Here is a 26,011-nt window from a genome sequence, read left to right as displayed (position 1 = left end):
TAGGGCGCAGAGCAGGCCTCGCAACGCGTGCACTACCAGCCCCGGGCGCGCCACTCTTCCAGATGGGGCCGCTCGGCTCCGAGGGTAGTGGGCAGACCATGGCCGGGGTGCACCACGGTGTCATCCGGGTAGGCGTCGAACAGCCGTTCCGTCACGTCGTTCAACAGTGACGTGAAGCGTGCGGGATCGTTCTGTGTGTTGCCGACGCCGCCCGGAAACAACGAGTCGCCACTGAAAATGTGGGCCGGCCCGTCCGGATCCTGGTAAACGAACGCGATCGAGCCCGGGGTGTGTCCGCGCAAGTGGACTGCCGTGAGCTTGAAGCCGTCGAACCGCTCAACGTCGCCGTGACCAAGCCGGATGTCCACCGGAACCGGCAGCGCATCGGCGTCGTCCGATCCTGCTGAGGTGATGGCCCCGGTCGCTTCCACCAGCTCTGCCAACGCACGGACGTGGTCCCAGTGCTGGTGGGTGGTGGCGATCCTGGCCAGTTTGGTTGGCTGGGCGGAGTCGGCAGCGGAGTCCGCCAGGAGTTGCTGGATGGCCGGGAGGTCGTCTGCAGCGTCGATCAACACCTGTTCGCCTGTGGACTTGGAGGTCACCAGGTAGACGTTGTTGTTCATTTCGCTGACGGAGATGCTGCGGATAGTGACGTCGCGCAGTGAGTGAATAAGCGAATCCATGATGTCAGCCTACGTGGTCGGCTTCACGGCCTTGCGAGACCCAGTTGGGGTCGGCGGATCGTGAACCGACGACGGCGGCTGCAGCTTGGTCGAGCACCTCAAGCTGCGCTGTTCCCAGTTGCACGGACAGCGCGCCAAGGTTCTCGTCGATCCGGTGCGCCTTGCGCGTGCCGGGGATGGGAACGACGGAAATCCCAAGGCGCTTACCCTGGGCGAACAGCCAAGCCAGGGCTACCTGGGCCGGAGTTGTATCCAGCCCGCTGGCTACCTCGCGGACTGCGGCCACCACAGCCTGGTTCGCATCAAGTGCCTGCTCGCCAAAGCGCGGGATCTTGTGCCGGAAGTCATTCTCGCCAAGGTCACCCGCGCTGACGGTTCCCGTAAGGAACCCGCGGCCCAGCGGCGAATACGGCACGAACCCAACGCCAAGCTCCTTGGCTGCAGGCACGACATTGAGCTCGACATCCCTGCTCCAGATGGACCATTCACTCTGGACCGCGGCAATGGGATGGACGGCGTTGGCCTGCCTGAGCTCCTCGGCTGTCACTTCCGACAAACCGAGGTGCCTGACTTTGCCCTCACGGACCAGCTCCGCCATGGCCTCCACGGTTTCCACAATCGGAACGCGGAGGTCACGGCGGTGCATGTAGTAGAGGTCAATGACATCAGTGTCCAGCCGGCGGAGGCTCGCTTCCGCCGCTTGCCTGACGTAGGCGGCATCCCCGCGGACGCCTGAGTAGCCGTCCGCGGGGTTGCCCTCAATCCCGAACTTGGTGGCGAGTTGGATCTCGTCACGGCGTTCCTTGAGGAGCCGGCCCACGAGTTCCTCGTTGCTGCCTGCGCCATACACATCCGCCGTGTCGATGAAGGTGATGCCCGCATCCACGGCGTGCCTGAGCGTTTGCAGGCCTTCTTCGGGGTCGATCCCGCCATAAACGGGGGTAAGGGCCATGCCTCCGAATCCGAGGGGGCTGACAGTGAGGCCATCTCCGAGCTGAACTGCAGTCATGAACGTCTCCAATGCGCGTTTGGGTGCTTGAAGGCGTGAACCCCAGGGTGGCTGAGGCTATTCCCTGCCTTGGTTCGCCTTGGCCGGGGTTTTTCCGGAGGTGCCGGAGGGCAACGCCTTCAAACCTGCGGCACAGCCCACGATGCCCGCGATGAACAGCAGCTTCAGCGGGCTCGCCGCTTCCACGACGGTGATCATTGCCCAGCCAACGGTCAGTGCAGCACCGATACCCACCCATACGGCGTACGCGGTTCCAAGCGGGATGCGTTTTACGGCCACACCCAATCCGAGCATGCTCAGGACGGCGGTGACGGCGAAGACGACTGTCGGCAGGAGCTGCGTGAAGCCGTTGGAGAGACCCAAGGCGGTGGCCCACACGGCTTCCAGCAGTGCTGATGCCAGGAGGATGACCCAGAAGATTCCGGTGTTCTGTGCTTTGTTTGCCTGTGCAGTCATGGCTACGCCACCACCTTCAGGCCGACCACGCACGCGCCGATGCCGGCAAGCAGGAGCAGCCGGGCCGTCGTCGTGGGTTCAACTTTGGTGACCATCGCGTAAGCGGCGGTCAGCACGACGCCGACGCCAACCCAGACTGCGTAGGCCGTGCCGGTGGGGATGGATTGCATGGCGATGGCCAGGCCGCCCATGCTCGCGACGACTGCCACAAGGAAGACAACTGTGGGAACAGGCTTGCGGAAGCCCTTGGAACGGTGCAGGGCTGCGGCCCAGACGGCCTCAAGCGCACCGGAGAGAATGAGAATTAACCACGACATGACATTTCCTTTGGCCAGTCTTGTCGCGTGCCGGGTACTGAACCGTCGTCCGGAGGTTCCAGAGCGGAACCTTCATTTCAGGCTAGCAACTCCCGCGCGGGGTGGCCACTTGTGGTGGCGAAGGTCACCCGACGTGGTCGATCGAGATTACAGCCACAAAGCCCCGTCCGGAGATCTCGGGACTGCGGGTATCGGAGCCAACTACGGTGTCGTAGCGGGACAACTCCACGGGTTCGGCCGCGCCGGTGGCCGCCTCGCCGCCGTCGGACTCTTCCTCAACAGGTGCGCGGGGCGCAACGGTAGCTTTGCCCTCCAAGAGGACCGCCAGCTGCCCCTCGAATACCGGGTGCGGGCGCTTCTTCGAGATCTCCACAATGGACGTGTAGCCCTTGAAAGCGCCCTCGCGTGCGATGACGTTCAGGTCCCGGATATCGCCGGTCGGCAGGGTGGCCGAGGATGCTGCCTCACCCGGGAAACGGAACGGGCGGTACTTCTCCAACGGGTGCTCGGAGCCGTCGACGGTCAGGAGCAGCAGCTCGCCGTCGATGATGGTGATGACCCGCTCCATGCCCGGGAAAACGGAAAAATCGCCCGCTGTGGAGACGTCCGCGATGCTGACCCGCCAATCCCAGGCGCCATCCTGAGCGGAGGCTGCTTGTGGATGGCTCGCGATCTCACGCGTCACACCGCCCCCATTGCGCCACGGTTCGGGACGGACATCGGCAAAACGGATAATCTCCATCCGACCAGCCTAGTGGTGGACGCCGTTTCTCCGGTGGCAACGCGGCTTGCTAACGTCATATGTGGAAAACGTTGCGGGATTGGCTGGAGGCGCTGGATGTTCGTCAAAGTGTGCGGCTTGAGCACGCCCGAATCCGTGCGCGAAGCCGTCGACGCCGGTGCTGACGCTGTCGGTTTCGTCCTCACCGCCAGCCCGCGTGAAGTCGGCCCGGACCAGGTCCGCATCCTGCATCCGTTGGTGCCTGCTTCCGTGAAGGCTGTAGGGGTTTTCCGCCACGAGTCCGCTGCCGATGCCGTAGCTACTGCTCGGGCGGCCGGGCTGGAATGGGTTCAACTGCACGGTCGCCGCACCGCCGACGACGTCAAAACAGTGCACGACGCCGGTATGCGGCTCATCCGGGCCGTCACCATGGGTGCCTCCCCGGACGAGTTCGCTGACCTGGGCGAGGACCTGTTCCTGATTGACGCCGCCGTGCCTGGGTCGGGGGAGTCCTGGGACTACGCCTCTGTGCGGGAGAAGGGGCTCGACGGCCGCGAATGGCTGCTTGCCGGCGGGCTTGAGCCAGGCAACGTGGCCTTCGCCGCCGCGGCTGCAGGGGCCTGGGGCGTGGATGTTTCTTCGGGCGTTGAATCGTCGCGGGGTGTGAAGGACCTGGCCAAGATCCGCGCGTTCGTCCAAGCCGCCAAAGCCTGACCCTCTCTCACATCCCCTTGGGTTGAGCCGAACCCTCACTCACGTCCCCTTGGGTTGAGCCGAACCCTCTCTCACGTCCCCTTGGGTTGAGCCGAACCCTCACTCACGTCCCCTTGGTGGTGATGGAGGGTTGGGGTGAAGTGGCGGGGATGTGATGGAGGGTTGGGGAAAAGTCAGGGGAATTTCAGGGCAGACCCCGAGCCCTTTTGTCGGGGCCACAGGGCAGAATGAAGAGTATGAAAACGCTGCTCAACATCATCTGGCTTGTCTTCGGTGGCTTCTGGTTGGCCTTGGGTTATTTCGCGGCTGGAATCATTTGCTGCGTCCTCATCGTGACCATCCCATGGGGCATCGCATCGTTCCGGATCGGCGCATACTGCCTGTGGCCTTTCGGGCAGATGGTGGTGGAGAAGCCGGGCGGATCCGGGGTCTTCGCGCTCCTGGGCAACGTCATTTGGCTGTTGGTGGCGGGCATCTGGATTGCCATCGGACACGTTGTCACGGCGTTCGCCATGGCCATCACCATCGTGGGAATCCCGTTGGCCATCGCCAACCTGAAGCTGATCCCGGTATCGCTCATGCCGCTCGGAAAGCAGATCGTGCCCACCAATCAGCCCTTCGTCCCCAGCTACCGCTAAGAAACCCCAACTGATCCCGTCCGCAGATCAAACTGGAACGTGCGCTCCCGACGCACCGCCCCGCCGTCGGCCTCCACGGCGAAGCAAAGTTCCAAAGCGCCCCGATCGATATCCAAAGAGCTGATGGCGTACGTCGGCGTGAAGTAGAGCGCGTGTTCACCGGGCTGCAGGTCCGCCGACGGGAAGTCGGCCGGGTTGCGGTGCTGCCCTTGAAGTTCGACGCCGGTCATCGCCTCCGCGGAGCAGTTGCGGGCGCGTCCGGTGAAGGCAAGGATGTCCCCGGCTTTGTAGCCCGGGATGATGGGGCCGTAATTGAGGTCTTGGGCCTCCCGGGTGCCCAGAATCTGCTCGCCGGTGTAGCCCTGCCCGATCTCCTTCCACGTTTGGACGTCCCATTGATCTCCGCCCGAGGAAGGGATCACGTGGAATTCACCGGCGTTCTGCCATATGGCGGGCCTGCCTGGGGTTAGGGAGCGCAGCTCCATGTCGAAGACCAAACCATCCAGAGGGGCTGGCGCTGGCGCGGAAAGTTGCTCCGTGAGCTGCTCAGCGGGGATGGAAGCGAACACGATCTCCCGGTACCCCTGCCGCTCGTACAACACGCCGATGTTCCCATCCGGCAGCCGAGTCACAGTGGAGTACGCGGAGCTGCCCGGGCACACTACAAGCTTTGCCGGCCACGAGGCGCCGTTATCCGTGGAGAGGCTCAGGACAGTGTTCCGACGCAGATGGGGGTCGTGGTTGTTGCTGGCGAGAAGCCAGGATGACGTCTCCGGAGCCGCGAAATTTACGCTGGGGAGTCCGTCGAAACGGGCCAAGGAGCCGTTGTCGCTGGGATCCGGGAGCGCCGGTACAGGTTGCAGGGGACTCCAGGTCTGCCCGCCATCCTCGGACACAGCAGACATCCGGCACGGAGTGGCCCGGGAATGCAGGAGCAGCCGGCCATCGTCCAGGCATACAACCTTGTTCTCATTCGGCCCTGTCCCTGCCTGGCCCGGACCGATGAGATCGCCCAGCTTCCATGTCTCTCCGTGGTCGTCACTGAACGCAGAGGCGGCCATGATGGATCCGTCCACCAAGAGCACGTACTGCTGAACCAGCCTGCCCGCAAAAGGGCCGGTGTGCAGCTGGATGCCTTGCCCGGCGGCGGCAAAAAGCCCGGCAACCCCGCGGTTCTTGAGCTGTGCGGTGAGCCGACGGTGGTGCCAGGTCCCGCCGTCGTCGTCTGAGTAGCTGACGTCAGCGTGCTGCACGTCGTCCTCCGGCTCCAAGCCGGTGGCCGATTCAAAGAAGCCCGCGTGGGTACCGGCAGCGTGGAACATGAAGATGCGCCCGGTCTGTGTGTCTACCAGGAGGCTCGGATCGCCGAAGCCCTGCAGCCCTGTGCCCGTGCGGACCACCTGCTGCTGCTCCCACGTAGCCCCGTTGTCATGGCTTCGCCGAAGAAGGAGATCGATGGGGTTCGGGAGATCATCCAGGTTGGGCCGGCCGTCGTAGGCAGCGAGCACGGTGCCGCGCGTACTGACCGCCAGGGCCGGGATACGGTACTGGCGATAGCCGAAGGTTCCACGAACCGCCAGGACGTGCTCGGCTGTTGGAATGGCAGTAGGGGAGTCGTCGGAGGCGGGGAGGTAGGAGGTCACACCTCTTACTCTAACTCCAGGGAATGCCCCGAAAACAACCGCCCTCCAACACTGCCACCACTGAACTGGCGTCCAACTCGGCCGCGATCGCAACATCCTCCGCGTACCCGGCGTCGACCAGCTCGCGACCACTCGAACAACCCCGTAAAACAGCGTCCAAATGGGGTTCTGCTGCGTCGAAGGCTGCCCCCGCAGCTGCGGCCTCCGGGGAGAAATTGTGCCGCCCTGCTGCTGCCAGTCCGGCGAGAAAGGCGCCCGCTCCGAGTTCGTCCTCCAGCGCCGGGCGCAACGCGCCATGACGCCACGCTTCACCCGCCGCAATTACGGCGATTACGGCATCAGCGGGCAACGCGGAGTGCACCCAGTCGGCAGTTGCAGCGGCATTCCGCAACGAAACAGCAACCACCTTCCGTGCGGAGCCGGCGAGTTCGCGGCTGATGGTGGAGCCGTTCGGGGAGGGCAGAACCACCCGGTCCAAGGTGTGCGCCGCGCGGAGACTCCGGGGCGACAAGCTCAACCCCTCGGAGCCTCTCGGACCCGCCAGTGAAGCACCGTGATGCGCCGCGAATTCGCTGGCCCCGGCATCGCGTATGGGATAGGGGAAGACCTGCGCCCCGCGGTCGACCGCAACGCTGACGCACGTGGTGAACGACAAAACGTCAACCACCACCGCGAGGTCGGCTCCCGGCACCACCGCACGTGCGCCGTCGAGCCCCCATTCGAACCGCACCGAGTACGGAAGTTGCCGCTGCGCCTCCCCTGGTTCGCTGAGCACGGTGCTCACGCCAATTCGGCGGCGAGGTTCCGGCGCGCGGCGTCTAGCCAGAGGCCTTGTGCGCGTTCGCTATGGAACAGCGGGTCCAGGTCCAGGAGGTGGCGTACGACGGCGGCCCGCCCCCTGGCGAAGTCGTCGTCACTGACGTGGCCGTAGTCTTCGCGGACGGCGGCCAGATACCGTGCGTATGACTGTTCGTCCCCTCCCAGGACGGAGAGGTCCGCATCGCAAAGCAGGGCCCCGGCGTGGTCACCGGGTTCGGGTTGGTGGCTGGACGTGAGCCGGACGAGCCGGGCGACCTCGGCTACATCAGCGGGAGCCAGTCCGGCCGAGGTCAGGCGGTTTTCGGCCAGGAGTGCCGACTCTTCCTCGTCCTGCCCGGCGACTCCTTCGTAAACGGCATCGTGGAACCAGGCCGCGAGCGATACTGTGCGGGCGGGCAAGGCAGGTTCCGTCAGGGTGTCCAGGGCTTCAAGGACGGCCAGCAGGTGGGTCCGGCTGTGGTATTTCCGGCCGTTCTCGCCCCACCGTTCCAGCAATTCGAGGCCAAGTTCTTCGTGGCCCGGATACGTGGTATTCCAGCGTTCCAACAGGGGAACGGTCAGCGCCTTGCTGCGTTCGCGGGCGGGGATGCGCAGCCCGCTGGCAATAAGTTTGCGGACCAGTATGCGGGCCTCCACGGGGATGGCCCCTGCCTGCAGCAGGTCCTCGTAGCGGCGTTCCGGGACGTCGTAGTGGTCGCCGTCGAAGGCCCGCCCGGGTACGCCCGCGGCCGCTGCGAAGGCGTGCAGCTCATCCAACGACGTGTCCGACACCAAGTGCGAAAACACCGTACCGTGGGCCGGCCACAGAGGCGGATCGACGTAGATAGCCATGGCCAAAGTGTAATCCCGGCGATCCTTCCCAGTTGCCGCCCGTCGGGACGTCTACCGCCGTACTTGCCGTCCCGGAGACAGGGGCGCCAGTGCTCTTGCCGTTCGTGGCAACTGGGAAGGAGTGGGGAGACCTCAGCGTTCCGCCGGCAGGATGTTCTGGTTGCCGCGGAATACATTGTCGGGATCGAATTGGCCCTTCACCAGGGAAAGCCGACGGTAGTTCTGTTCACCGTAGGCCGCCATGATCCGGTCCTGGCCCTCGTCGCCGATGAAGTTCAGCCAGACGCCGCCCGTGGTGTGGGGTGCGATGTCATGCCGGAACTGCTTGACCCAGGCCTTTGCTTCCTGCCCGCCTTCCCGGGTTTCCGCGAGCCCGAACGGGTGGCTGACCCACGCTGCGCCCCTGTTCTGCAAGGGAGTGTTGGCCGCGGCGGGTCCGGATACGGCACCACCCCAGCGCGCTACCAACTGCTGCGAATGTGGGCCTGGGAGCCGCTGGGCGGAATCGACCAAAAGGTCCAAGGCGACGTCGTCGAGTTCGTCGTGGTAATCGGCGCTCCAGTAGTTGTAGTGGTCCGGGGGATCGTCGATCATGCACTGGAAGTCCGCGTAGCCCATGGGCGAGACAAGATCCACTGCAGGGCCAAGCTCGCGGAACGGCTTTGCGTGTTCTTCGCCTGCTTCCACGGAGCCCGCGTAGAGGTAGGCCATGCCCACCGCCAGCTTGCCCACCAAGTCCTCCGGGACGAACTCTTCCGGGGGAGCGGTGAGATAGACCAAAGCGGTCCCGACGGCGTCGGGTGCTTCCAGCGCGATGCTGCGGAACGCCAGGGAGAGATCAAGGGCGTCTTGCCCCGGGAACAACATGAGCCCGGCCATCACGGTGGGACCGAGGTCATGCAGCGCGAAGGTCAGGGACGTTGCTACGCCGAAGTTGCCGCCCCCGCCGTGGAGCGCCCAGAACAACTCCGGGTTCTCATCCTTGTTGGCGGTCACGTGCTCCCCCGAAGCAGTGACGAGGTCAACGGATACCAGGTTGTCGCACGCGAATCCGTAGCATCGCTCCAACCAGCCTGAGCCTCCACCCAGGGTGAAGCCGGAGACACCTGTGGTGGACGCCCGTCCCCCTGTGACCGCCAGCCCGTGCTGCTGGGTAGCACGGTCGAACTCTCCCCAGGTAACGCCGCCGCCTACCGTCACAGTTTTGGCTTCGGGGTCAACACTGATGGACTTCATGGGGCGGACGTCAACCACCAGGCCGCCGTCGTTGGTGGACATGCCCGCCACTGAGTGACCGCCTGACCGCACGGCTACGTCCAGATTGTGGTTGTGGGCGTATCGGAGCGCCTCGGCTACTTCGCCGGGATCCGCGCATTTGGCAATGACAGCCGGCTTTCGGTCGATCATCGCATTGAAGAGTTTCCGGGCCTCGTCATAGTTCGGGTTGTCCGGTCGAATCCATTCCATGGGACGCTCCTTCGCGCCTGAGACTCTCTCCCTCGAACAGGGTACTGCGGCGGCATCCGGGGAGCCATGGCTAAAGCTTACTGAATGGTTTCGGGGGCCGGATTAGCCCAGCAGAACCTTCGCCTTGGCCGAGGCGTCGGCGCGGATCTGCTTGACAGCCTCCACCTCGGGCTCCAGCTCTTTCATCCGCGTTGTCAGGTATTTATCCAGCACTGCGGTGATCTTCTCATCGAACCCTGTGCTCTGGCGGCAAGTGGCATCCGTGACGGCGATTTTCAGTTCCTTCTGGCCTCCTGCCTCGAGACCGGCAGAGACTGCTTCGCCGGGGTGGCTGTAGGGGAACGCTGTGGTGGACATGCATTCTTTCCAGGAGTTCACAGCCGCCTGGATCTCCGGATCCTGGCCGGCAGCGTTGGTGGCGACCATCAGGGAGTTGAAAGCCAACCCGGTGGCCCTCATGTAGTTGTCGGCATTCCCATAGATCGCGGTGACCCCCTCCGCCGTGCACCCTCCCCAGAGCATCCCTGTCCCGGCCGAGGACTGGACCACATTCTGTTCGGGGTTCCCGCCTCCGTGCAGGGCCTGCTGAAAGCCGGGATCGGCCATGAGCTTTCCCAGAGTGGAGTCCGGGGCAGGCTCACCTGGCCCCTTGGGCTTGGACGAGGCGTAGCCGGAAATCCGTGCAGCCTCAACCGTGAGCGTATCGAATCCCACGTAGTTCTTGAGATCCACGGACTGCTGCCCTGCGGATACGGGCGTGTAGTCGTAACCGGCCTTGGCCATGCACCGCCGGACGGCTTCTGCCACTCCCTTTTCGGCCACCGGGTCCGCCGAGGCAAACTGCTCCGCGGCGAGGGTGGTCCCGGATACAGGATGGTCCGCGGGCTTGGTCAGCATGGAGGAAACTCCCGGAGTGGCAGCGGCCGCCAATGTTGCAGCTGCGCCAGCGGCAAGGATCAGTGCCCCAATAGTCTTCTTTTTCACTGTTTCTCCTTCATGACGAATTATCGTCGGTTTTTGGCAATGCGGTGGCTGACCCTGGTGCTTCCAGGGCCTGGTTGGAGCTGGGAAATTCAGGCGATCAGCTTGTTCTGGTAAGCGAACGCGACCAATTGGATACGGTTTTTGAGGTTGAGCTTGGACAAAATGTTCCCGATGTGGGACTTCACAGTGGCATCACTGAGCACCAGGGACGCGGCGATCTCCCCATTGGCCAGACCCTGCGCTGCGAGCATGAACACGTCCTGCTCACGGGCTGACAATGGCGCCAGGACAGCAGTGTTCGACTCCGCGGGAGTGGTGTAGTCCCTGAGCAGTTCATTGGTGGCCGAAGGCGCCATGACCGCATGGCCCGAGTGAACGGTGCGGATGGTGGCCAGCAGGAACTCCGGTGTCGCATCCTTGGTGAGGAAACCACCGGCACCTGCCTGGATGGCGCGGACAACGGCTTCGTCGTGCTGGATCGTGGTAAGCACGATGACCTTGGTCCCTGCCTTGCCTTCGGTGATGCGCCGGGTGGCCGTGATCCCGTCCATGACCGGCATCCGAATGTCCATCAGCATGACGTCGGGCTCCACGGCTCCCGCAAGTTCAACGGCCTGCTCACCGTCGGTGGCCTCACCCACGAGGTCTAGATCCGGCTGGCTGCGCAAGATCATCTTCAGGCCGGCGCTGAACAGGGGCTGGTCGTCCACCAAAGCAACGCGGATAGGTGTTTCGTTCATGGCAGGATTGCCTCCACTTCGAAGAGCTGACCGTTAGTGGCCGTCGTGAGTTGCCCGCCTGCCGCCGTCGCGCGTTCCCGCATCCCCGGGATGCCGCGTCCGGTTCCCGACGGCGGCACTTCCGCGCCGCCGTCGGCCAGCCTTGACCGGACCTTCAGGCGCAGGCCGCTGCCGTCGCGGGCGACGGTCACCACTGCGCCGGCGGTCCGGTCGCCGTGCTTGAACGCGTTCGTGAGGCTTTCCTGCACAATTCTGTACACGGTGAGATCCTCTTACCGGCGACAACCCTTCCAGCCCGCTCGTCTGCAGCTCAACGGGCATACCGCTGCTCTGCAAGTGGTGGACCAATACGGGTAGCTCAGCGGCTCCAGGGGCAGGGCCTTCCAGCTCGGAACCGAAGCTTTGAACGAGCCGCCGGGTTTCCTGAAGGGCACTCCTTGCCGAGGACGCGATGACCTGCGCCGCTTCCTCCACGAGTTCCGGCTCGCTCCTGTGGACGTAGCGGATACCCTCGGCCTGCGCTGTGATGACGGCGAGGGAGTGTGCCAGGACGTCGTGCAGCTCGCGGGCGATCCTGTTGCGCTCCTGTTCGATCACCAAGGCACTGGCAGTAGATTCGAGCTGTGTTTCAGCCTGTTCCTTGGCCAGCCGGTTGGCAGCGGCCTGGCGGATCGACGCAGCGGCAGCCCAACCTGCGAGGTTGAGGGCAGAGAATGCCGCGAATACCAGGAAGGCGTAGACAGCAATCCTCAGTGTCCCGGCTTCGGCGAGCTGCTTTCCGAATACGAAGTTGATCCAAGTGACGTCGGCAAACCAGTTCAAGGTGACCAGCCCGGCGGCGGTCACCGTAGCAACGGGCAGGGGCCAACGTTGAGGTTCGTCCCAGCCGAGAGCCGCGAAAAAGAAGAGCACAGGCAGGCAAACATAGGGGGTGGCGCCGGACAACATGAGATCCGGAAAGATGCCAAAGGCCTGGAAACCCAAGGCAGCGAAGGCGAAGATCACGGCCGGGACAGGGATCAGTTCAGCGGCAGCAACAGCGGCAGCCAGCGCCACCAGCAGGGCGCTCGCCGAATCGAAGTTGCGCTCCTCGAGAATCATGAGTGCCACGAGCATGCCAAGGCCCGCCAACGGTGCGGCTGCGGGGCGGAGCGCCCGGATTCGTGGGGTCATGCTTCAACCCTAGGGTGGGCTGCCCGGGCTTTCGCGTTGTTTGGCCCAGGTTCATCCGGGTGGGGGAGCAAGTTCGTCCGAGGTGCGGAGGCGTTGGCGAGGAAACGACGACGCCGGGCCGCAGCTTCGGCCCCGGCCCGCACCCTTTTCCGCCCTGCGCGCCAGAGCTTACGGGTGCATTCCGCGGCAAGGGGTGCGCCCCATGCGCGGAAAGGGTGCGTCAGGCGTCCCCAGGTGCGCCAGCGCAACCCGACGCCACGACTCCGGCCAGAGCCGACGTCCACTCACCAACCGAAAGTCACATTGCGTTTGCGGGCGCAGGTGCTTCTTTCATGCGCAAATTCGGAACTAGAATCAATCCATGCCGCAAATACGAATTTCCGAGGCCGCCCGCTTCCTGGGTGTCAGTGACGACACCGTGAGGCGTTGGACGGAGAACGGGACGCTCACGCCGCAGAAAGATCCGGCAGGGCGCCTCGCAGTGGATGGACTGGAACTTGCCACGCTTGCCCGCGACCAATCACACCTCCCGGACGACCCCTCGCGCCCGGGCAGTTCAGCCCGGAACCGCTTCATCGGCTTGGTTACGGGGATCACGGCCGACAAGGTCATGGCGCAGGTGGAGCTCCAGTGTGGTCCGTTCCGCGTGGTGTCCCTCATGAGCAGCGAGGCCGTGCGGGAACTCGGGCTTGAGCTTGGATCAGTGGCCACCGCCGTGGTCAAGGCCACCACCGTCATCATCGAAACACCCCAGGCAAAGAGCATCATATGAACCTCAAACCCCTTACTGCAGTGCTGCTGGCCGGGGCATTGGCATCGAGCGTGGCGGGATGCGCCCCAGGGGCGAGCCCAACGTCGCAACAAAGCACCTCACCTTCAGGCGAAATCACCGTCTTCGCTGCTGCGTCCCTCAAAGGAACCTTCACGCAGCTGGCCAAGGACTTCGAGGCAGCCAACCCGGGCACAAAAGTGAAGCTGAGCTTCGCTGGCTCCTCCGACCTGGTCACGCAGATCACCCAGGGCGCCCCGGCGGATGTGTTCGCCTCCGCCGACACCAAGAACATGTCCAAACTGGCTGATGCGAACCTCGTGGAGGGCGCTGCCACCAACTTCGCCACCAACGTCCTGGAGATCGCTGTCCCACCCGGCAATCCGGCGTCGATCGCTTCTTTCGCGGACCTGGCAAAGCCGGGCGTCAAAGTGGTCACCTGCGCAAGCCAGGTGCCGTGCGGCGCCGCAACCGACGCCGTCGAGAAAGCCTCCGGAACCACGCTGAGCCCGGTCAGCGAGGAGTCGTCCGTCACGGATGTCCTGGGGAAGGTCAGCTCCGGTGAAGCGGACGCGGGCTTGGTGTACATCACCGATGTGAAGGGAGCCGGGGACAAGGTGAAGGGCATCCCGTTCGTCGAATCGGACAAGGCGGTCAACACCTATCCGATTGCCACGGTAGGCTCCAGCAAGAACAAGGCGCTGGCGGCGGCCTTCATTGCCACGGTTACCGGGGACAAGGGCAAGCAGGTCCTGGGCGACGCTGGTTTCGGCACACCGTAGGGAGAATATGAAGACCACCACCACCGGCTATCACGGCATTCCGCGATGGATCCATGCCGTGGCAGCAGTGGGTGGCCTTCTGGTGATCCTTCCGCTGGCGGCGATGCTGCTGCGCGTGAATTGGCCCCAGTTCATCCCCCTGATCACGTCCGAGTCGTCCCTCGCAGCCCTGGCCCTGAGCCTGCGGACTTCTGCCGCCAGCACGGCTCTCTGCATTGTGCTGGGTGTCCCGCTGGCCCTCGTGCTTGCACGGGGTGAGTTCCCTGGCCAGAAACTCCTCAGGTCCTTTGTGCTCCTCCCACTGGTGCTGCCGCCGGTGGTTGGCGGGATTGCGCTGCTGTATACCTTCGGGCGGCAGGGCCTTTTGGGGAAGTCGCTGGAGCTGGCCGGTCTGCAGATCGCGTTTACGACCACCGCGGTGGTCCTGGCCCAAACGTTTGTCGCCCTGCCGTTCCTGGTGGTCAGTTTGGAGGGCGCCTTGAGGTCGGCGGGAAGCAGGTATGAAGCCGTGGCTGCGACGCTCGGGGCCAAGCCCACCACGGTGCTTCGCCGCGTCACCCTTCCCTTGGTCCTGCCGGGGTTGGCGTCCGGGGCGGTGTTGTCATTCGCGCGCAGTCTGGGTGAGTTCGGCGCGACGCTGACGTTCGCGGGCAGCCTGGAAGGCGTCACCCGTACGCTGCCGTTGGAGATCTACCTGCAGCGCGAGACCGACGCCGATGCCGCCGTTGCGCTGTCCCTGGTCCTGGTTGCCGTGGCAGTCGCGGTGGTGGGCCTCAGTTATGGCGGCCGGCGACGTGCACCAGAGGCGGTCCAGCCGTGAGCTTCGAGATGCGTGCCAGCCTGAAGGCCAGGAATTTCGAGATGTCCCTCAGTATCGGAGACGGCGAAACCGTGGCAATTCTCGGTCCCAACGGTGCCGGCAAGTCGACGTTGCTGGGGGTGATCGCCGGACTGTTGCGGCCAGACTCCGGCTCCGCCTCGATTGACCGGCGCCAGCTGTTCAAGCTCGACGCCGGTACCCGCCAATGGGACCCGCCACACCTTCGCGGCATCGCCCTTTTGGCCCAGGAGGCACTGCTGTTTCCGCACCTGAGTGCGTTGGACAACGTCGCGTTCGGCCCCCGCAGTGCAGGTGGCTCCAGGGTCGTTGCCCGGGAAGCTGCCCGGCATTGGCTGGCCGAAGTTGACGCGTTGACGCTGGCAGGCAGGAAGCCGGCCCAGCTTTCCGGAGGCCAGGCCCAACGCGTGGCCGTAGCTCGAGCCCTGGCGGCCGAGCCGGAATTGCTCCTCCTCGACGAACCAATGTCTGCCCTGGACATCCATGCAGCGCCCATGCTCCGCCGGGTCCTGAAACGCGTGCTCGAAGGCAGGAAGGCCATCATCGTCACGCACGACGTCCTGGACGCCTACATGCTGGCACACCGCGTGATAGTGGTGGAAGACGGGCGCATCGTGGAGGAAGGCCCCACCCGCCAAGTCCTGGAACGGCCCAGAAGCCACTTCGCGGCCGGACTCGCCGGCCTGAATCTCGTCACCGGGTCCCTCAGCCGGGAGGGAATTACGACGCCGGATGGCCGGGTTTTCGCCGGGCAGCACGATCCCGACTGGTCACCTGTGCCAGGTCAGGCAGGCGTGGCGGCGTTCCCGCCGTCGAGCGTTTCCGTCTTCCTCGGCGATGTCCACGGAAGCCCGCGCAATTCCTTCCCGGTGACCATCACGGACCTCGAACCGCACGGCGACCAGATCCGGGTCCGGGCCAGTCCGGGGGAGGGCAGCGCGCTGTCCGCCGACGTCACGCCAGCGGCCTCGGCGGACCTCGGCCTGGCTCCCGGCATGGAGGTGCGGTTCGTGGTGAAGTCCGCGCTGGTGTCGGTGTACCCGGCGTAGGGCCATAAACTCAAAGTGTGGCGTTTGAGGTTCTATGGCCCTCTTACCGCACCAATGAGCGAACCGCTCAGAACAAAGACCCGATGCCAGTCGGGTCTTTCGTTCGTTAACGGCACAGCAGGCTGTTGCCTGATGGTGCAAGCCTAGGGCAGGTTCCCCGCTACTCCCGGTACATCCGCTCCGCATAGGACGGCCCGTAGTAGGTCTCGAGATCTTCCAGCGGCGTCTCCGGCTGGGTGTACGCCTGGGCGAGCACAGCGATGCTCGGAAGGTCTTCGGGTTCCCACGTTTCCGGCTGCCACAGGCCGCTGCGCATGAAGGCCTTGCCGCAGTGCGTGAAGACTTCCTCCACCGAAACCACGACGGCGGCACGGGGCCGGTGTCCCTTGACCACCATCTGATCGAAGAAGTCGGCGTCACGCACAATTCGAGCTGTGCCGTTGATTCGCAGGGTGTCGGTGCGGCCCGGGACTACGGAGAGGATCCCTACGTTCGGGTTCTCCAGGATGTTGTGGAAACCGAAGGCTAGCTTGTTGCCGGGGCGTTCCGGGATGGCGATGGTGTGCTCGTCAATGACGTGGATGAAGCCGGCCGGATCACCCTTGGGGGAGGCATCCACGCGGCCCTGCGCATCCGTCGTCGAGAGGACGCAGAAAGGGCTGGCGGCGAGCCATTGCCGGTCGAAGTCGCTAAGCGAGGTCCGCACCTTCTTGCGCGTCCGTTCAAGGGGCAATCCGATCAGGTCTTCGAGTTCAGCGGCGGAGGAAATCGTGTCCATGGCCCCAGCCTAACCGCGCAGCTATGGACATGGGTTTCGCCGTGGGCAAACATGGAACAAGTGACCACCAAATCAAACTTGAGCGTAGTAGACTCAACTTTGAAAGTATTGGTCACTCTCCAGAAAGGGAGCTCTCTTTGGACGTCAAATTCACTACCAAAAGCCAGGAGGCCCTTTCTGCGGCCGCCATGAACGCATCAACCGCGGGAAATCCCCAAGTGGAACCCGCCCATCTGCTGAAGGCCCTCATGGACCAGCGGGAGGGCGTCGCTGTTGCCCTGTTGCGTGCCACGGGAGCCGATCCCGATGCCGTGAGTGTCCAGGCGAGCTCGGCCATCAAGGCCCTTCCGTCATCGTCTGGTGCCTCGGTGCAGCAGGCGCAGTTGTCGCGGCAGTCACTGCAGGCCATCCAGGCCGCCCAGAACGAGGCCGACAAACTCGGCGACTCCTTCGTCTCCACCGAGCACCTACTGCTGGGGCTCTCGGCCGGAAGTGACGCCGTCGGGAAGTTAATGCGCGACGCCGGTGCCTCCCATGAGGCGCTTCTCGCCGCCTTGCCGGGTGTCCGCGGTGACAGGAACGTCAATTCCCCGGATCCGGAAAACACCTTCCAGGCCTTGGAGAAGTTCGGCACGGACCTGACTGCGGTGGCCCGCTCCGGCAAGCTGGACCCCGTGATCGGGCGTGACAGCGAGATCCGCCGCGTCGTCCAGGTTCTGAGCCGCCGTACCAAGAACAACCCGGTGTTGATCGGTGAGCCCGGCGTTGGCAAGACCGCCGTCGTCGAGGGCCTCGCGCAGCGGATGGTGGCCGGCGACGTCCCGGAGAGCCTGCGCGGCAAGACGCTCATCGCCTTGGATCTCGCCTCCATGGTGGCTGGCGCAAAGTACCGAGGCGAATTCGAGGAGCGCCTGAAGGCCGTCCTGGAGGAAATCAAGAACTCCAACGGGCAGATTGTCACGTTCATTGACGAGATCCACACCGTTGTTGGCGCTGGCGCCACGGGCGAGAGCGCCATGGACGCCGGAAACATGCTCAAGCCCATGCTGGCCCGCGGGGAACTCCGCCTGATCGGTGCCACCACCTTGGATGAGTACCGCGAGAACATCGAGAAGGACCCTGCCCTGGAGCGCCGCTTCCAGCAGGTCTACGTGGGAGAGCCGAGCGTTGAAGACACCATCGGCATCCTCCGAGGCCTCAAGGAGCGCTACGAGGCGCACCACAAGGTAGCCATCGCCGACTCGGCGCTGGTGGCTGCAGCCACGCTGTCCAACCGCTACATCTCGGGGCGCCAGCTGCCTGACAAGGCCATCGACCTGGTGGATGAGGCCGCGTCCAGGCTCCGCATGGAGATCGATTCGGCGCCTGAAGAGATCGACCAGCTCCGCCGCGCCGTCGACCGTTTGACCATGGAAGAACTGGCCCTCCAGAACGAAACCGATCCCGCTTCAGTTGAGCGGCTTGCCGCGCTCCGCGCCGACATGGCGGACAAGAAGGAAGAGCTCAACGCCCTCAACGCGCGCTGGGAGGCCGAGAAGGCCGGACTGAACCGTGTGGGTGACCTGAAGGCCAGGATCGATGAACTGCGCTCGGCTGCGGACAAGCACCAACGCGAAGGCGACCTCGAATCGGCGTCGCGGATTTTGTACGGCGAGCTGCCCGCCTTGGAACGGGAGTTGAGCGCCGCTGCCGAGGAGGAGTCAGCTCGCGGCGAATCGAAGCCGGACCTGATGGTGGCAGAGGAAGTCACTGCCGACGACATCGCCGAGGTCATTTCTGCCTGGACGGGTATCCCGGCCGGCCGCATGCTCCAGGGTGAGTCCCAGAAGCTGCTGCATATGGAAGAAGAGCTCGGCAAGCGCCTGATTGGACAGAGCAAGGCGGTACAGGCCGTGTCCGACGCCGTCCGCCGTGCCCGTGCGGGGATCAGCGACCCCAACCGGCCCACTGGTTCGTTCCTGTTCCTGGGCCCCACCGGCGTTGGTAAGACAGAGCTGGCGAAGGCCTTGGCTGACTTCCTGTTTGACGACGAACGAGCCATGATCCGGATCGATATGTCCGAATACAGCGAGAAGCACGCTGTGGCCCGCCTGGTGGGTGCCCCTCCGGGATATGTGGGCTACGAAGAGGGTGGCCAGCTCACCGAGGCTGTCCGACGCCGGCCGTACTCCGTGGTGCTGCTGGACGAGGTTGAGAAGGCCCACCCTGAGGTGTTCGACATCCTCCTGCAGGTTCTCGACGACGGCCGCCTCACCGATGGGCAAGGCCGCACCGTGGACTTCCGGAACACCATCCTTGTGCTGACGTCCAACTCGGGCAGCCAGTTCCTGGTGGATCCGTCGCTGGATGCCAAAGCAAAGCGGGAAGCCGTCATGGCCGTGGTCCAGGCGTCGTTCAAGCCGGAGTTCCTGAACCGCTTGGACGAGATCGTGCTCTTCGAACCGCTGTCCGTTGAGGAACTGGCGCGGATCGTGGAGCTGCATGTCGACGAGCTCAGCAGGCGGCTCCGGGACCGGCGGCTCACGCTCGAAGTCACTGATGGTGCCCGTGCGTGGCTGGCCATGTCCGGCTACGATCCCGCGTACGGTGCCCGGCCTCTGCGTCGACTGGTCCAGCGCGAGATCGGCGACCGCCTGGCCAAGGAAATCCTGGCCGGCGAAATCAGCGACGGCGATACCGTGCTGGTCGATACTGCGGCCGACCTGGACGAACTCACCATCGACGGTTTGGAAGCGTTGTCAAACGCCGACGGCGGCGCTCCCGCAGGTACGGGCCTCACCGTCCGCCGGAAGTAGGACGGTCCGGCACTACTTCTCGAGGAGGTCTTCCTTGATGGTATTGCCGGAGTCCACCACGATGAAGCAATCGACGCGGCGGTCGCCACGGTCCCAGCTGGAACTGCTGGGGTACACGTTCTGCTGGAGCAGCACGTAGTTGGCGGCCGCATCGTTGAGCTTCACGGTCTTGCACACTTCCCGGCCCTTGTCCCGCAGGGCATTGGCGCCCGGGAAGGACTCGTCAGCGCCATAGCTGAACACTGCGCCGAGCTGGGCTGAATGTTCAGTGTCGCAGGCAACCGCCCTGGCCTCGCTGGCTTTGGGGTCGAAGCTGGCGAAGCAATCGCCTATCTGGAAGTCCTTCGCGTTCGTGTCGCGGGGGAGCGGGCCAAGCGTTGCCGAGGCACTGGGGCTCGCCACACTGGCTTCCGGCCGGTTGCCAAGCAGGTTGAGGAGAACCCAAATCACCACGCCAATGAGAACCAAGACACCGACAACGATTCCGCCAATGACCAAGCGCTGACGCTTGACGTGGTCACCGTGCGGCTCCGCTTGCCAGTCCTGGACCGTTTGCTGGCCTTGATAGGGCTGGCCCGTGTAAGGCTGTCCTGCATCCTGTCCCGGGTACGGTTGGCCCGTATAGGGCTGGCCCGGCCGCGGCTGGTTCGTATAAGGCAGCTGCCACGGGTAGTTCGGCTCACCGCCGGGCGCTGGGTCTGTGTTTGCCGCATGGGTTTCCGGGGGCAGCGCCGGATCAGGTTGCTCCGCCGGGTTCGGGACGAAGTCGGGATCGAGCTCCGGTGCGGGGTCCGGCTGGAGGCCCGACGGCGGCGTAGACGGCGCTGCTTCAGCTTGTTCGCCATGTGCCGGGCGAGGTGCTCCGGGCGCAGGGGACGCACCCGCCTTGCCCTGATCGTGTGGTGAACCATCACGCGGTGAGGTGTTGTCCTGGCTCATATTCCCGGGTGTGCCTTCCTGCTGTGGAGCCGCATTGAGCCCGACTCTACCCAATTTTCCGTTAGCTTGGAGGTGCGTATGGCCGGTTTTGGCGGCATGGGGCCCTGACTTGGGGTCGATATGGCGCACAGGCACCCCTGAAAGCATGTAATCTAGACATACGACAAATTGACCAAACATTCCGGGGCCTCACCGATAGCCAAGGTGACCACCTCCGGTCCAAGTACAAAAGGGGGTCACGCCATGGGGCGCGGCCGTCAAAAGGCAAAAGCTACCAAGCAGGCTCGGGACATCAAGTACTACTCCCCGAACACTGACTATTCGGCACTTGAGCGTGAGCTCACGGGTCCATCCAGTCGTGTCAAGAGCCACTTCCCCGACGATCCCCCGGAGCCGGACTATTCGGCCTACGAGGACAAGTACGCGGAAGATGATGACGACGAGGTAGACACCCGCCGTATCGGATAGCTGTCGTAACCAACAGGTGCCGCTGGCACTGAGTTGCGTACCGCCGTCGTACATAAGGTCATCGCGCATCCCCGGATGCCGTACATCTTTTGAAAAGGGCCCCCAGGGCACGCCGTTCATTGGCGTACCCTGGGGGTTCTTTTTGCATGTTGCTTTCATCAACGTGACAGGATGGATGGCATGACTGCGAGAAAGCACTACGCCAGCGGTGAGCCCTGCTGGGCGGACCTGCAGACCAGGGATGTCGCGGCTGCCAAGGATTTCTACCAGAAGTTGTTTGGGTGGTCGTACAAGGACCTGCCCACTCCGGACGGACGCAGTTATGCGCAGGCGTTCGTGAAGGACAAGTTGGTGGCAGTGATCGCCCCGCAGAACCCCCTGCAGGAATCGGCCGGGACGCACGGACAGTGGAATATCTACCTGGCTGCGACGGACACCGAAGAGGTGGCCGAGGACGCCGCCCAAGCCGGCGGCAAGCTCCAGTTCGGTCCGGAGGCTGTCGCCGATACGGGAGTGCTGGCGTTCATCGAGGCGGCCGGCGGAGGAGCCACGGGGATCTGGCAGGCAGGAACGCATATTGGCAGCCACCTGTACAACGAGCACGGTGCGTTGGCATGGGCCGAACTTCTCACTCCTGAGCCCCAGTCCGCCGTCGCGTTTCTCCAGCAGCTTTTCGGATACGAGGTCACCGAATACCCCCAGGACGACGGCGGCAGCTACAGCACGCTGCTGGTTTCCGGCAATGAGGTGGCCGGCATTGTCCCTGCCGAGGAGGGCGACGACGCCGCGTGGCAGGTGTACTTTGGAGTGGCTGATGTCCGGAAGGCCGCCGACGCAGCCGTTGCGGCCGGGGGAGAGCTTCTGGTGGAACCCGAGGACCAACCCGAAGCCGGGTCATTGGCCACGATCATGGATCCGCAAGGTGGGGTCCTGAGCCTGATCCAGGTCTAATACCCAACTAGGGGACAGCACATGCCCTAATGGGCCCCCATAAGAACATGTGCTGTCCCCTAGATGGGGAGTTAGTGGAGAGCTTGGGGAGTTAGTGACAAAGCGGCCCGGCAGTTGATCCCAACTGCCGGGCCGCTTCGTTTAGGCAAGGTGACGCTTAGGCGTAGGCGTTCACCAAACGGACCGCACCGCCGTCGACACCCTTGGCGCCCTGGACGTAATCCGGGCCGGTCTTGTCGATCGAGTCCGAGTTCTCCGAAACCGTACCCATGACCCAGGACGGCAGGCCGCGCTCGTTGAGGCGGGCAACGGCGGCGTCGGCAGCTTCCGGGGAAACGATCGCAACCATGCCCACGCCGAGGTTCAGCGTGCGCTCCAGGTCGGCCAACGGGACGTTGCCCAGCTCGGAAACCAGCTTGAAGATCGCGGGGAGCTCCCACGTGGCGCGGTCAACCGTGGCAACCAGGCCCTGCGGGAGGACGCGTGCCAGGTTGGCGGCCAGGCCACCACCGGTGACGTGGCTGAAGCCGTGAACAGCTGCTCCGGCGGAAACCGGGAACGTGCGGGCCAGGTCCAGGCAGTCGGCGGCGTAGACGCGGGTGGGCTCCAGAAGTTCCTCACCCAGCGTGCGGCCAAGCTCGGAAACCTGGCGGTCCAGTGCCCAACCAGCGTGGTTGATGACGCGGCGGACCAGGGAGTAACCGTTGGAGTGCAGGCCGGAGGACGCCATGCCGATCACGACGTCGCCCGCGCGGACGCGGTCCGGGCCGAGCAGTGCGTCAGCTTCCACAACACCGGTGGCTGCACCTGCGACGTCGTATTCGTGCTCACCCAGGAGGCCCGGGTGCTCAGCGGTTTCGCCACCCACCAGGGCGGTACCGGCCACGGAGCAAGCCGAAGCGATGCCGCGGACAATGTCAGCGATACGCTCCGGAACAACCTTGCCGCACGCGATGTAGTCCGTCATGTAGAGAGGCTCGGCGCCAACTACGACGATGTCGTCCACCACCATGCCCACCAGGTCGAAACCGATGGTGTCGTGGATGTCCATGGCCTGCGCAATGGCCACCTTGGTACCAACACCGTCGGTGGAGGTCGCCAGGAGCGGCTTCTTGTAGGTGAGGAGCTTGGAGACGTCGTACAGGCCAGCGAAACCGCCGACGCCGCCAATCACCGATGAGTTATGGGTCGCCTTGACGGCGCCCTTCATGAGTTCGACTGCGCGGTCTCCCGCTTCGACGTCGACACCTGCCGAAGCGTAGGTGATGCCGGCGTTGTTGTCAGCGGCGGGGGTTGCGGAGGTCATACAGACTCTTTCTTGTCGGCGTCGGTCAAACGATCAGCGTCGGTCAGGAGGTTCTCGAATTCGGCGTCAGGCCCGGGATCGCAGCCCGTGGCACCGGGCTTCTCGGCCGGATCCTCGGTTTCTTCAACGGAGTCTTCAGCAGGGGTGAGGCCACCCAGGTCGGTGCGCTCCAAGAGGTTCTTGCCCAGCTTGTCCGCGTGCGGCAGCTCGATCGGGTACTTGCCCGTGAAGCAGGCGGTACACAGGCGTTCGCGCGGCTGCTGGGTGGCACCGATCATGCCGTCTTCGGAGATGTAGGCCAGCGAGTCGGCGCCGATGGCCTGGGAGATCTCGTCGATGGTGGCACCGTTGGCGATCAGCTCCGCGCGGGAGGCGAAGTCGATGCCGTAGAAGCAAGGCCACTGGACCGGGGGAGAGGAGATCTTGACGTGGACCTCTTTGGCTCCGGCTTCGCGGAGCATCCGAACGATGGCGCGCTGGGTGTTGCCGCGGACGATCGAGTCATCCACCACCACAATGCGCTTGCCGCGGATCACCGATTCCAAGGCGTTGAGCTTAAGCCGGATTCCGAGCTGGCGCAGCGTCTGTGAGGGCTGGATGAAGGTACGGCCAACGTAGGCGTTCTTGACGAAGCCGTGTGCGAACGGAATCCCGGACTGTTCGGCATAGCCAACAGCGGCGGGAGTGCCGGACTCGGGCACCGGAATGACAAGGTCAGCCTCGTGGGTGTTTTCGCGGGCCAACTGGCGGCCCATCTCCACGCGGGACTCGTAGACCGAGCGGCCGGCAATGGCGGCGTCGGGACGTGCAAGGTAAACGTACTCGAACACGCAGCCGGCCGGCGTCGGCTCTGCGAAGCGCTGCGAACGGACGCCGTCCTCGTCGATGGCGATGAACTCGCCGGGCTCGATCTCGCGGATGAAGCTGGCGCCGACAGTGGCCAGGCCGGCCTGCTCGGAGGCGACAACCCAGCCGCGCTCCAGGCGGCCGAGGCACAGCGGGCGGATGCCGTAGGTGTCACGGGCTGCGTAGAGGGTTCCCTCATCCATGAAGACAAAGCAGAAGCCACCCTTGATCTTGGGCAGCAGTTCCAGCGCCGTCTGCTCCAGGGTCTTGCCCTCTTCACCTTCAAGTAGGGCCGTCACCAGGGCGGTGTCGGAGGTGTTGCCCTGCTTCATCTCGCCGGTCAGCTGGCCGTCGTTGCGCTCAAGGATCATTTCCCTGAGCTCAGCGGTGTTGGTCAGGTTGCCGTTGTGGGCCAGGGCAACCGTGCCGGTTGCTGTCGCACCGAGGGTCGGCTGCGCGTTGGCCCAGTGGCTCGCACCGGTGGTGGAGTACCGGCAGTGGCCAACGGCCAGATGCCCGGTAAGGGTGTTCAGGGTTGTCTCGTCGAACACCTGGGACACAAGGCCCATGTCCTTATAGACGTTGATGCGCTTGCCGTCACTGGTAGCAATACCAGCCGATTCTTGTCCGCGGTGCTGCAGCGCATACAGCCCGTAATAGGTGAGTTTTGCTACTTCTTCACCGGGAGCCCAAACCCCGAAGACGCCACAAGCGTCCTGGGGGCCTTTTTCGCCGGGGAGAAGATCATGAGAAAGTTTTCCGTCGCCACGTGCCACTGGTCGATTGTCTCATGTCGCGGGCGTGGTACGTTCCCCCGCAGCCTATGTGACCCCGTGTAGCGGCGTGGAACAGGCGTGTCGGGCCGAAAATGCGGTGTGTCTCACATTGGCTCCCCCGCAAAAGGGCGGGGTGGGCGCGTGACTTAGCGGACGCCGTCGTTCTCTGGTCCCTCGTCCGGAACCGAATCCGGAACGGCCTCCACCACCGCACGCTCGGAGCGCTTAACGCTCATGCGGTCCAGGACCAGGGCCAGGATGGAGAAGACGATGACGCCGCCGCCGGCGCACACGGTGAGGAAGAATCCGAAGACTGTGCTGGCGTCGAAGGCGGGATCTGCCGGGCGGCCGTAAGCGATGATTGCGGCCACGATTGCCCCCACCACCGCGCCCAAAATCATGAAGGGAACGAACTTGGGCGCCCGGCGAACCGTGATTTCGCGGCGGGCGGTGTTGGGGTTGGTGTCCTCTGAAGCCATACCTTCAAGCGTACCTTTCCGCGTTTGGGTACAGATAATGCCCCTAAGAAGACACCTTAAGGGCATTACCTGTACAAAACCTTGGCGGGTTAGCTGCCGCGGTACGTCGAGAAGGCGAACGGGCTCAACAGGAGCGGCACGTGGTAGTGCTCGCCGGCGTCGGAAACTGTGAAGTTGAGGTCGACTTCCGGGAAGAAGGTCTCGGTGCCGAGGCCTTCGTAGTACGCGCCGGTGGCGAAGTTCAGGCGGTAGGCGCCGCCCGGGATGCGTTCCGGGCCAAGGGTCTTGATGCGGCCGTCGGCATCAGTTTCGCCCTTGGCCACCAGGGTCCATTCGTCGCCTTCGCGGACGTAAAGCACGACGGCGACCCCCGCTGCCGGGCGGCCGGAACCGGTGTCCAGGATGTGCGTGGTTACTTGTGAAACGCTCATGCGTTGACTCCTTCGCTGACCAGGCCGGAGAGACGCAACAGCGCGATCTCCCGCAGCTGTCCGGCCACAATTGTGTCTTCTTCTTCGGGGGTGTGGTTGAGGCGCTCCTGCAGCGTGCTGAGGATTTCCTGGGCGCTGCGACCGGCGGCGCGGATCAGGAAGACGCGGCCGAACTTCTCTTCGTACGCCCGGTTGCCTTCTGCCAGCGCGGTTGTCGTCTGGTTGTCCCCGGGGTCGACGCCGGCTTGTTCCGAACGCGACATGGCCGCCTCGGTGGTTTGTGCCTTGGGGCGTTCACCGATGCGGGGGTGGTGGGCCATGGCTGATTCCACCTCGGCCGCGGTGAAGGGCTCCGCGGCGCGGTGGGCCTGTGCCAGGAGTTCATCGACGCTGGCGTAGGGGCGCGCGTCGACGATGGTTTCCACCCAGCGGCTGATATCCAGGCAAGGGGTGAGGATCCTGATGGCCTCGTCCCGGTCGACGCTGTTGAATACTGCAAGCTCCATGCTTGTCATCCTCGTGCAAAATGCTGGCATCCATGGTGTGGGCTATGCGGAACTCCTGTTGGTTCAGGAGGAAGCATGTGCTTTCTTGCTTCCGCATCATGGA

The 26,011-nt window shown here is 64.3% G+C and carries 28 protein-coding genes and 1 riboswitch; of the genes, 9 read left to right on the top strand and 19 right to left on the bottom strand.

Annotation, left to right across the window (positions count from 1 at the left end; all coding sequences use genetic code 11):
- Positions 1 to 32: 32 nt before the first annotated feature.
- The 5 genes from N5P29_RS17940 to N5P29_RS17920 all read right to left on the bottom strand — a co-directional run bounded on the left by N5P29_RS17940 (position 33) and on the right by N5P29_RS17920 (position 3,207).
- Entirely contained in the window at positions 33 to 683 is a 651-nt protein-coding gene (locus N5P29_RS17940) for an MBL fold metallo-hydrolase (protein WP_262276153.1), read from the bottom strand.
- Positions 684 to 687: 4 nt separating this feature from the next.
- Positions 688 to 1,692, bottom strand: coding sequence for an aldo/keto reductase (locus N5P29_RS17935; RefSeq protein ID WP_262276152.1), 1,005 nt, complete (start codon positions 1,690 to 1,692; stop codon positions 688 to 690).
- A gap of 57 nt (positions 1,693 to 1,749) precedes the next feature.
- Complete coding sequence (locus N5P29_RS17930; protein WP_262276151.1) at positions 1,750 to 2,148, bottom strand: DMT family transporter; 399 nt, start codon at positions 2,146 to 2,148, stop codon at positions 1,750 to 1,752.
- A gap of 2 nt (positions 2,149 to 2,150) precedes the next feature.
- Positions 2,151 to 2,465 carry a DMT family transporter gene (locus N5P29_RS17925; RefSeq protein WP_262276150.1) on the bottom strand — a complete coding sequence of 105 codons (315 nt, stop codon included), beginning with the start codon at positions 2,463 to 2,465 and terminating at the stop codon, positions 2,151 to 2,153.
- 9 nt (positions 2,466 to 2,474) lie between these two features.
- A riboswitch (guanidine-III (ykkC-III) riboswitch) is annotated at positions 2,475 to 2,540 on the bottom strand.
- Between the two features lie 49 nt (positions 2,541 to 2,589).
- A complete protein-coding gene (locus N5P29_RS17920) occupies positions 2,590 to 3,207 on the bottom strand; it encodes a HutD/Ves family protein (protein WP_262276149.1) in 618 nt (205 codons plus the stop codon).
- 96 nt (positions 3,208 to 3,303) lie between these two features.
- Between N5P29_RS17920 and N5P29_RS17915 the strand changes: the two genes are divergently transcribed.
- Complete coding sequence (locus N5P29_RS17915; RefSeq protein WP_262276148.1) at positions 3,304 to 3,900, top strand: phosphoribosylanthranilate isomerase; 597 nt, start codon at positions 3,304 to 3,306, stop codon at positions 3,898 to 3,900.
- 236 nt (positions 3,901 to 4,136) lie between these two features.
- Positions 4,137 to 4,538 (top strand): YccF domain-containing protein, encoded by a 402-nt coding sequence (locus N5P29_RS17910; protein ID WP_262276147.1) that lies wholly within the window; start codon positions 4,137 to 4,139, stop codon positions 4,536 to 4,538.
- On the opposite strand, the gene N5P29_RS17905 is transcribed toward N5P29_RS17910, so the two are convergent.
- The 7 genes from N5P29_RS17905 to N5P29_RS17875 form a co-directional block, all read right to left on the bottom strand.
- Entirely contained in the window at positions 4,535 to 6,181 is a 1,647-nt protein-coding gene (locus tag N5P29_RS17905; RefSeq protein WP_262276146.1) for a sialidase family protein, read from the bottom strand. The two genes, N5P29_RS17910 and N5P29_RS17905, sit on opposite strands and share 4 nt — an antisense overlap.
- Before the next feature lie 10 nt (positions 6,182 to 6,191).
- Positions 6,192 to 6,965 carry a 2-phosphosulfolactate phosphatase gene (locus tag N5P29_RS17900; protein ID WP_262276145.1) on the bottom strand — a complete coding sequence of 258 codons (774 nt, stop codon included), beginning with the start codon at positions 6,963 to 6,965 and terminating at the stop codon, positions 6,192 to 6,194.
- Entirely contained in the window at positions 6,962 to 7,831 is an 870-nt protein-coding gene (locus N5P29_RS17895; protein WP_262276144.1) for a DUF4031 domain-containing protein, read from the bottom strand. The genes N5P29_RS17900 and N5P29_RS17895 overlap by 4 nt, the downstream gene beginning before the upstream one ends.
- A gap of 132 nt (positions 7,832 to 7,963) precedes the next feature.
- Positions 7,964 to 9,298, bottom strand: coding sequence for an FAD-binding oxidoreductase (locus N5P29_RS17890; RefSeq protein WP_262276143.1), 1,335 nt, complete (start codon positions 9,296 to 9,298; stop codon positions 7,964 to 7,966).
- 102 nt (positions 9,299 to 9,400) lie between these two features.
- On the bottom strand, positions 9,401 to 10,282 hold the full coding sequence (locus N5P29_RS17885; protein ID WP_262276142.1) for a hypothetical protein: 882 nt from the start codon (positions 10,280 to 10,282) through the stop codon (positions 9,401 to 9,403).
- Positions 10,283 to 10,371: 89 nt separating this feature from the next.
- The gene (locus N5P29_RS17880; RefSeq protein ID WP_262276141.1) at positions 10,372 to 11,022 is read right to left on the bottom strand and encodes a response regulator; all 651 of its coding nucleotides are present in this window, start codon (positions 11,020 to 11,022) and stop codon (positions 10,372 to 10,374) included.
- A 33-nt stretch (positions 11,023 to 11,055) separates the two neighbouring features.
- Positions 11,056 to 12,195, bottom strand: a complete 1,140-nt coding sequence (locus N5P29_RS17875; RefSeq protein WP_262276140.1) for a sensor histidine kinase — start codon at positions 12,193 to 12,195, stop codon at positions 11,056 to 11,058.
- Between the two features lie 361 nt (positions 12,196 to 12,556).
- Between N5P29_RS17875 and N5P29_RS17870 the strand changes: the two genes are divergently transcribed.
- From N5P29_RS17870 to N5P29_RS17855, 4 genes are read left to right on the top strand one after another with little or no spacing between them, the layout of a single operon-like run.
- Positions 12,557 to 12,967, top strand: coding sequence for a TOBE domain-containing protein (locus N5P29_RS17870; protein ID WP_262276139.1), 411 nt, complete (start codon positions 12,557 to 12,559; stop codon positions 12,965 to 12,967).
- Entirely contained in the window at positions 12,964 to 13,746 is a 783-nt protein-coding gene (gene modA, locus N5P29_RS17865; RefSeq protein ID WP_262276138.1) for a molybdate ABC transporter substrate-binding protein, read from the top strand. Before N5P29_RS17870 ends, modA begins: the two co-directional genes overlap by 4 nt.
- 7 nt (positions 13,747 to 13,753) lie before the next feature.
- Positions 13,754 to 14,566, top strand: a complete 813-nt coding sequence (locus N5P29_RS17860) for an ABC transporter permease (protein WP_262276137.1) — start codon at positions 13,754 to 13,756, stop codon at positions 14,564 to 14,566.
- Positions 14,563 to 15,633 carry a sulfate/molybdate ABC transporter ATP-binding protein gene (locus tag N5P29_RS17855; RefSeq protein WP_262276136.1) on the top strand — a complete coding sequence of 357 codons (1,071 nt, stop codon included), beginning with the start codon at positions 14,563 to 14,565 and terminating at the stop codon, positions 15,631 to 15,633. The genes N5P29_RS17860 and N5P29_RS17855 overlap by 4 nt, the downstream gene beginning before the upstream one ends.
- 160 nt (positions 15,634 to 15,793) lie before the next feature.
- Here the strand turns inward: N5P29_RS17855 and N5P29_RS17850 are convergent, their stop codons facing one another.
- A complete protein-coding gene (locus N5P29_RS17850; RefSeq protein WP_262276135.1) occupies positions 15,794 to 16,411 on the bottom strand; it encodes an MSMEG_1061 family FMN-dependent PPOX-type flavoprotein in 618 nt (205 codons plus the stop codon).
- 137 nt (positions 16,412 to 16,548) lie between these two features.
- Here N5P29_RS17850 and clpB point away from each other — a divergent pair, with 137 nt between their 5' ends.
- Entirely contained in the window at positions 16,549 to 19,206 is a 2,658-nt protein-coding gene (clpB, locus tag N5P29_RS17845; protein WP_262276134.1) for an ATP-dependent chaperone ClpB, read from the top strand.
- A 12-nt stretch (positions 19,207 to 19,218) separates the two neighbouring features.
- On the opposite strand, the gene N5P29_RS17840 is transcribed toward clpB, so the two are convergent.
- Positions 19,219 to 20,145: a septum formation family protein gene (locus N5P29_RS17840; protein WP_262276133.1), complete on the bottom strand. Its 927-nt coding sequence runs from the start codon at positions 20,143 to 20,145 to the stop codon at positions 19,219 to 19,221.
- Between the two features lie 243 nt (positions 20,146 to 20,388).
- Here N5P29_RS17840 and N5P29_RS17835 point away from each other — a divergent pair, with 243 nt between their 5' ends.
- Together N5P29_RS17835 and N5P29_RS17830 are read left to right on the top strand one after the other, a co-directional pair.
- Positions 20,389 to 20,613: a DUF3073 domain-containing protein gene (locus N5P29_RS17835; RefSeq protein ID WP_011776148.1), complete on the top strand. Its 225-nt coding sequence runs from the start codon at positions 20,389 to 20,391 to the stop codon at positions 20,611 to 20,613.
- A 180-nt stretch (positions 20,614 to 20,793) separates the two neighbouring features.
- On the top strand, positions 20,794 to 21,564 hold the full coding sequence (locus N5P29_RS17830; RefSeq protein WP_262276132.1) for a VOC family protein: 771 nt from the start codon (positions 20,794 to 20,796) through the stop codon (positions 21,562 to 21,564).
- Between the two features lie 157 nt (positions 21,565 to 21,721).
- Here the strand turns inward: N5P29_RS17830 and purM are convergent, their stop codons facing one another.
- The 5 genes from purM to uraD form a co-directional block, all read right to left on the bottom strand.
- Positions 21,722 to 22,870 (bottom strand): phosphoribosylformylglycinamidine cyclo-ligase, encoded by a 1,149-nt coding sequence (gene purM, locus N5P29_RS17825; RefSeq protein WP_262276131.1) that lies wholly within the window; start codon positions 22,868 to 22,870, stop codon positions 21,722 to 21,724.
- Entirely contained in the window at positions 22,867 to 24,492 is a 1,626-nt protein-coding gene (purF, locus tag N5P29_RS17820) for an amidophosphoribosyltransferase (protein ID WP_262276130.1), read from the bottom strand. Before purF ends, purM begins: the two co-directional genes overlap by 4 nt.
- Positions 24,493 to 24,638: 146 nt before the next feature.
- Positions 24,639 to 24,971, bottom strand: coding sequence for a hypothetical protein (locus N5P29_RS17815; RefSeq protein ID WP_262276129.1), 333 nt, complete (start codon positions 24,969 to 24,971; stop codon positions 24,639 to 24,641).
- A gap of 89 nt (positions 24,972 to 25,060) precedes the next feature.
- Positions 25,061 to 25,402, bottom strand: coding sequence for a hydroxyisourate hydrolase (uraH, locus tag N5P29_RS17810; protein ID WP_262276128.1), 342 nt, complete (start codon positions 25,400 to 25,402; stop codon positions 25,061 to 25,063).
- Positions 25,399 to 25,908: a 2-oxo-4-hydroxy-4-carboxy-5-ureidoimidazoline decarboxylase gene (gene uraD / locus N5P29_RS17805; RefSeq protein ID WP_262276127.1), complete on the bottom strand. Its 510-nt coding sequence runs from the start codon at positions 25,906 to 25,908 to the stop codon at positions 25,399 to 25,401. Before uraD ends, uraH begins: the two co-directional genes overlap by 4 nt.
- Between the last annotated feature and the right edge of the window lie 103 nt (positions 25,909 to 26,011).

It is taken from the genome of Paenarthrobacter sp. JL.01a (genome assembly GCF_025452095.1).
GTDB lineage: Bacteria > Actinomycetota > Actinomycetes > Actinomycetales > Micrococcaceae > Arthrobacter.
The sequence above is the reverse complement of the archived record's forward strand: the minus strand, read 5'-3'. Positions and strand labels throughout refer to the sequence as shown.

Coding starts and splice junctions, on each gene's coding strand:
- N5P29_RS17910 (WP_262276147.1), top strand. CDS start 4,137: ATGAAAACGCTGCTCAACATCATCTGGCTTGTCTTCGGTGGCTTCTGG.
- uraH (WP_262276128.1), bottom strand. CDS start 25,402: ATGAGCGTTTCACAAGTAACCACGCACATCCTGGACACCGGTTCCGGC.
- N5P29_RS17860 (WP_262276137.1), top strand. CDS start 13,754: ATGAAGACCACCACCACCGGCTATCACGGCATTCCGCGATGGATCCAT.
- N5P29_RS17830 (WP_262276132.1), top strand. CDS start 20,794: ATGACTGCGAGAAAGCACTACGCCAGCGGTGAGCCCTGCTGGGCGGAC.
- modA (WP_262276138.1), top strand. CDS start 12,964: ATGAACCTCAAACCCCTTACTGCAGTGCTGCTGGCCGGGGCATTGGCA.
- uraD (WP_262276127.1), bottom strand. CDS start 25,908: ATGGAGCTTGCAGTATTCAACAGCGTCGACCGGGACGAGGCCATCAGG.
- N5P29_RS17850 (WP_262276135.1), bottom strand. CDS start 16,411: ATGGACACGATTTCCTCCGCCGCTGAACTCGAAGACCTGATCGGATTG.
- N5P29_RS17925 (WP_262276150.1), bottom strand. CDS start 2,465: ATGTCGTGGTTAATTCTCATTCTCTCCGGTGCGCTTGAGGCCGTCTGG.
- N5P29_RS17835 (WP_011776148.1), top strand. CDS start 20,389: ATGGGGCGCGGCCGTCAAAAGGCAAAAGCTACCAAGCAGGCTCGGGAC.
- purM (WP_262276131.1), bottom strand. CDS start 22,870: ATGACCTCCGCAACCCCCGCCGCTGACAACAACGCCGGCATCACCTAC.
- N5P29_RS17915 (WP_262276148.1), top strand. CDS start 3,304: ATGTTCGTCAAAGTGTGCGGCTTGAGCACGCCCGAATCCGTGCGCGAA.
- N5P29_RS17940 (WP_262276153.1), bottom strand. CDS start 683: ATGGATTCGCTTATTCACTCACTGCGCGACGTCACTATCCGCAGCATC.
- N5P29_RS17920 (WP_262276149.1), bottom strand. CDS start 3,207: ATGGAGATTATCCGTTTTGCCGATGTCCGTCCCGAACCGTGGCGCAAT.
- N5P29_RS17935 (WP_262276152.1), bottom strand. CDS start 1,692: ATGACTGCAGTTCAGCTCGGAGATGGCCTCACTGTCAGCCCCCTCGGA.
- N5P29_RS17870 (WP_262276139.1), top strand. CDS start 12,557: ATGCCGCAAATACGAATTTCCGAGGCCGCCCGCTTCCTGGGTGTCAGT.
- N5P29_RS17875 (WP_262276140.1), bottom strand. CDS start 12,195: ATGACCCCACGAATCCGGGCGCTCCGCCCCGCAGCCGCACCGTTGGCG.
- N5P29_RS17930 (WP_262276151.1), bottom strand. CDS start 2,148: ATGACTGCACAGGCAAACAAAGCACAGAACACCGGAATCTTCTGGGTC.
- N5P29_RS17890 (WP_262276143.1), bottom strand. CDS start 9,298: ATGGAATGGATTCGACCGGACAACCCGAACTATGACGAGGCCCGGAAA.
- N5P29_RS17895 (WP_262276144.1), bottom strand. CDS start 7,831: ATGGCTATCTACGTCGATCCGCCTCTGTGGCCGGCCCACGGTACGGTG.
- N5P29_RS17815 (WP_262276129.1), bottom strand. CDS start 24,971: ATGGCTTCAGAGGACACCAACCCCAACACCGCCCGCCGCGAAATCACG.
- N5P29_RS17880 (WP_262276141.1), bottom strand. CDS start 11,022: ATGAACGAAACACCTATCCGCGTTGCTTTGGTGGACGACCAGCCCCTG.
- N5P29_RS17840 (WP_262276133.1), bottom strand. CDS start 20,145: ATGAGCCAGGACAACACCTCACCGCGTGATGGTTCACCACACGATCAG.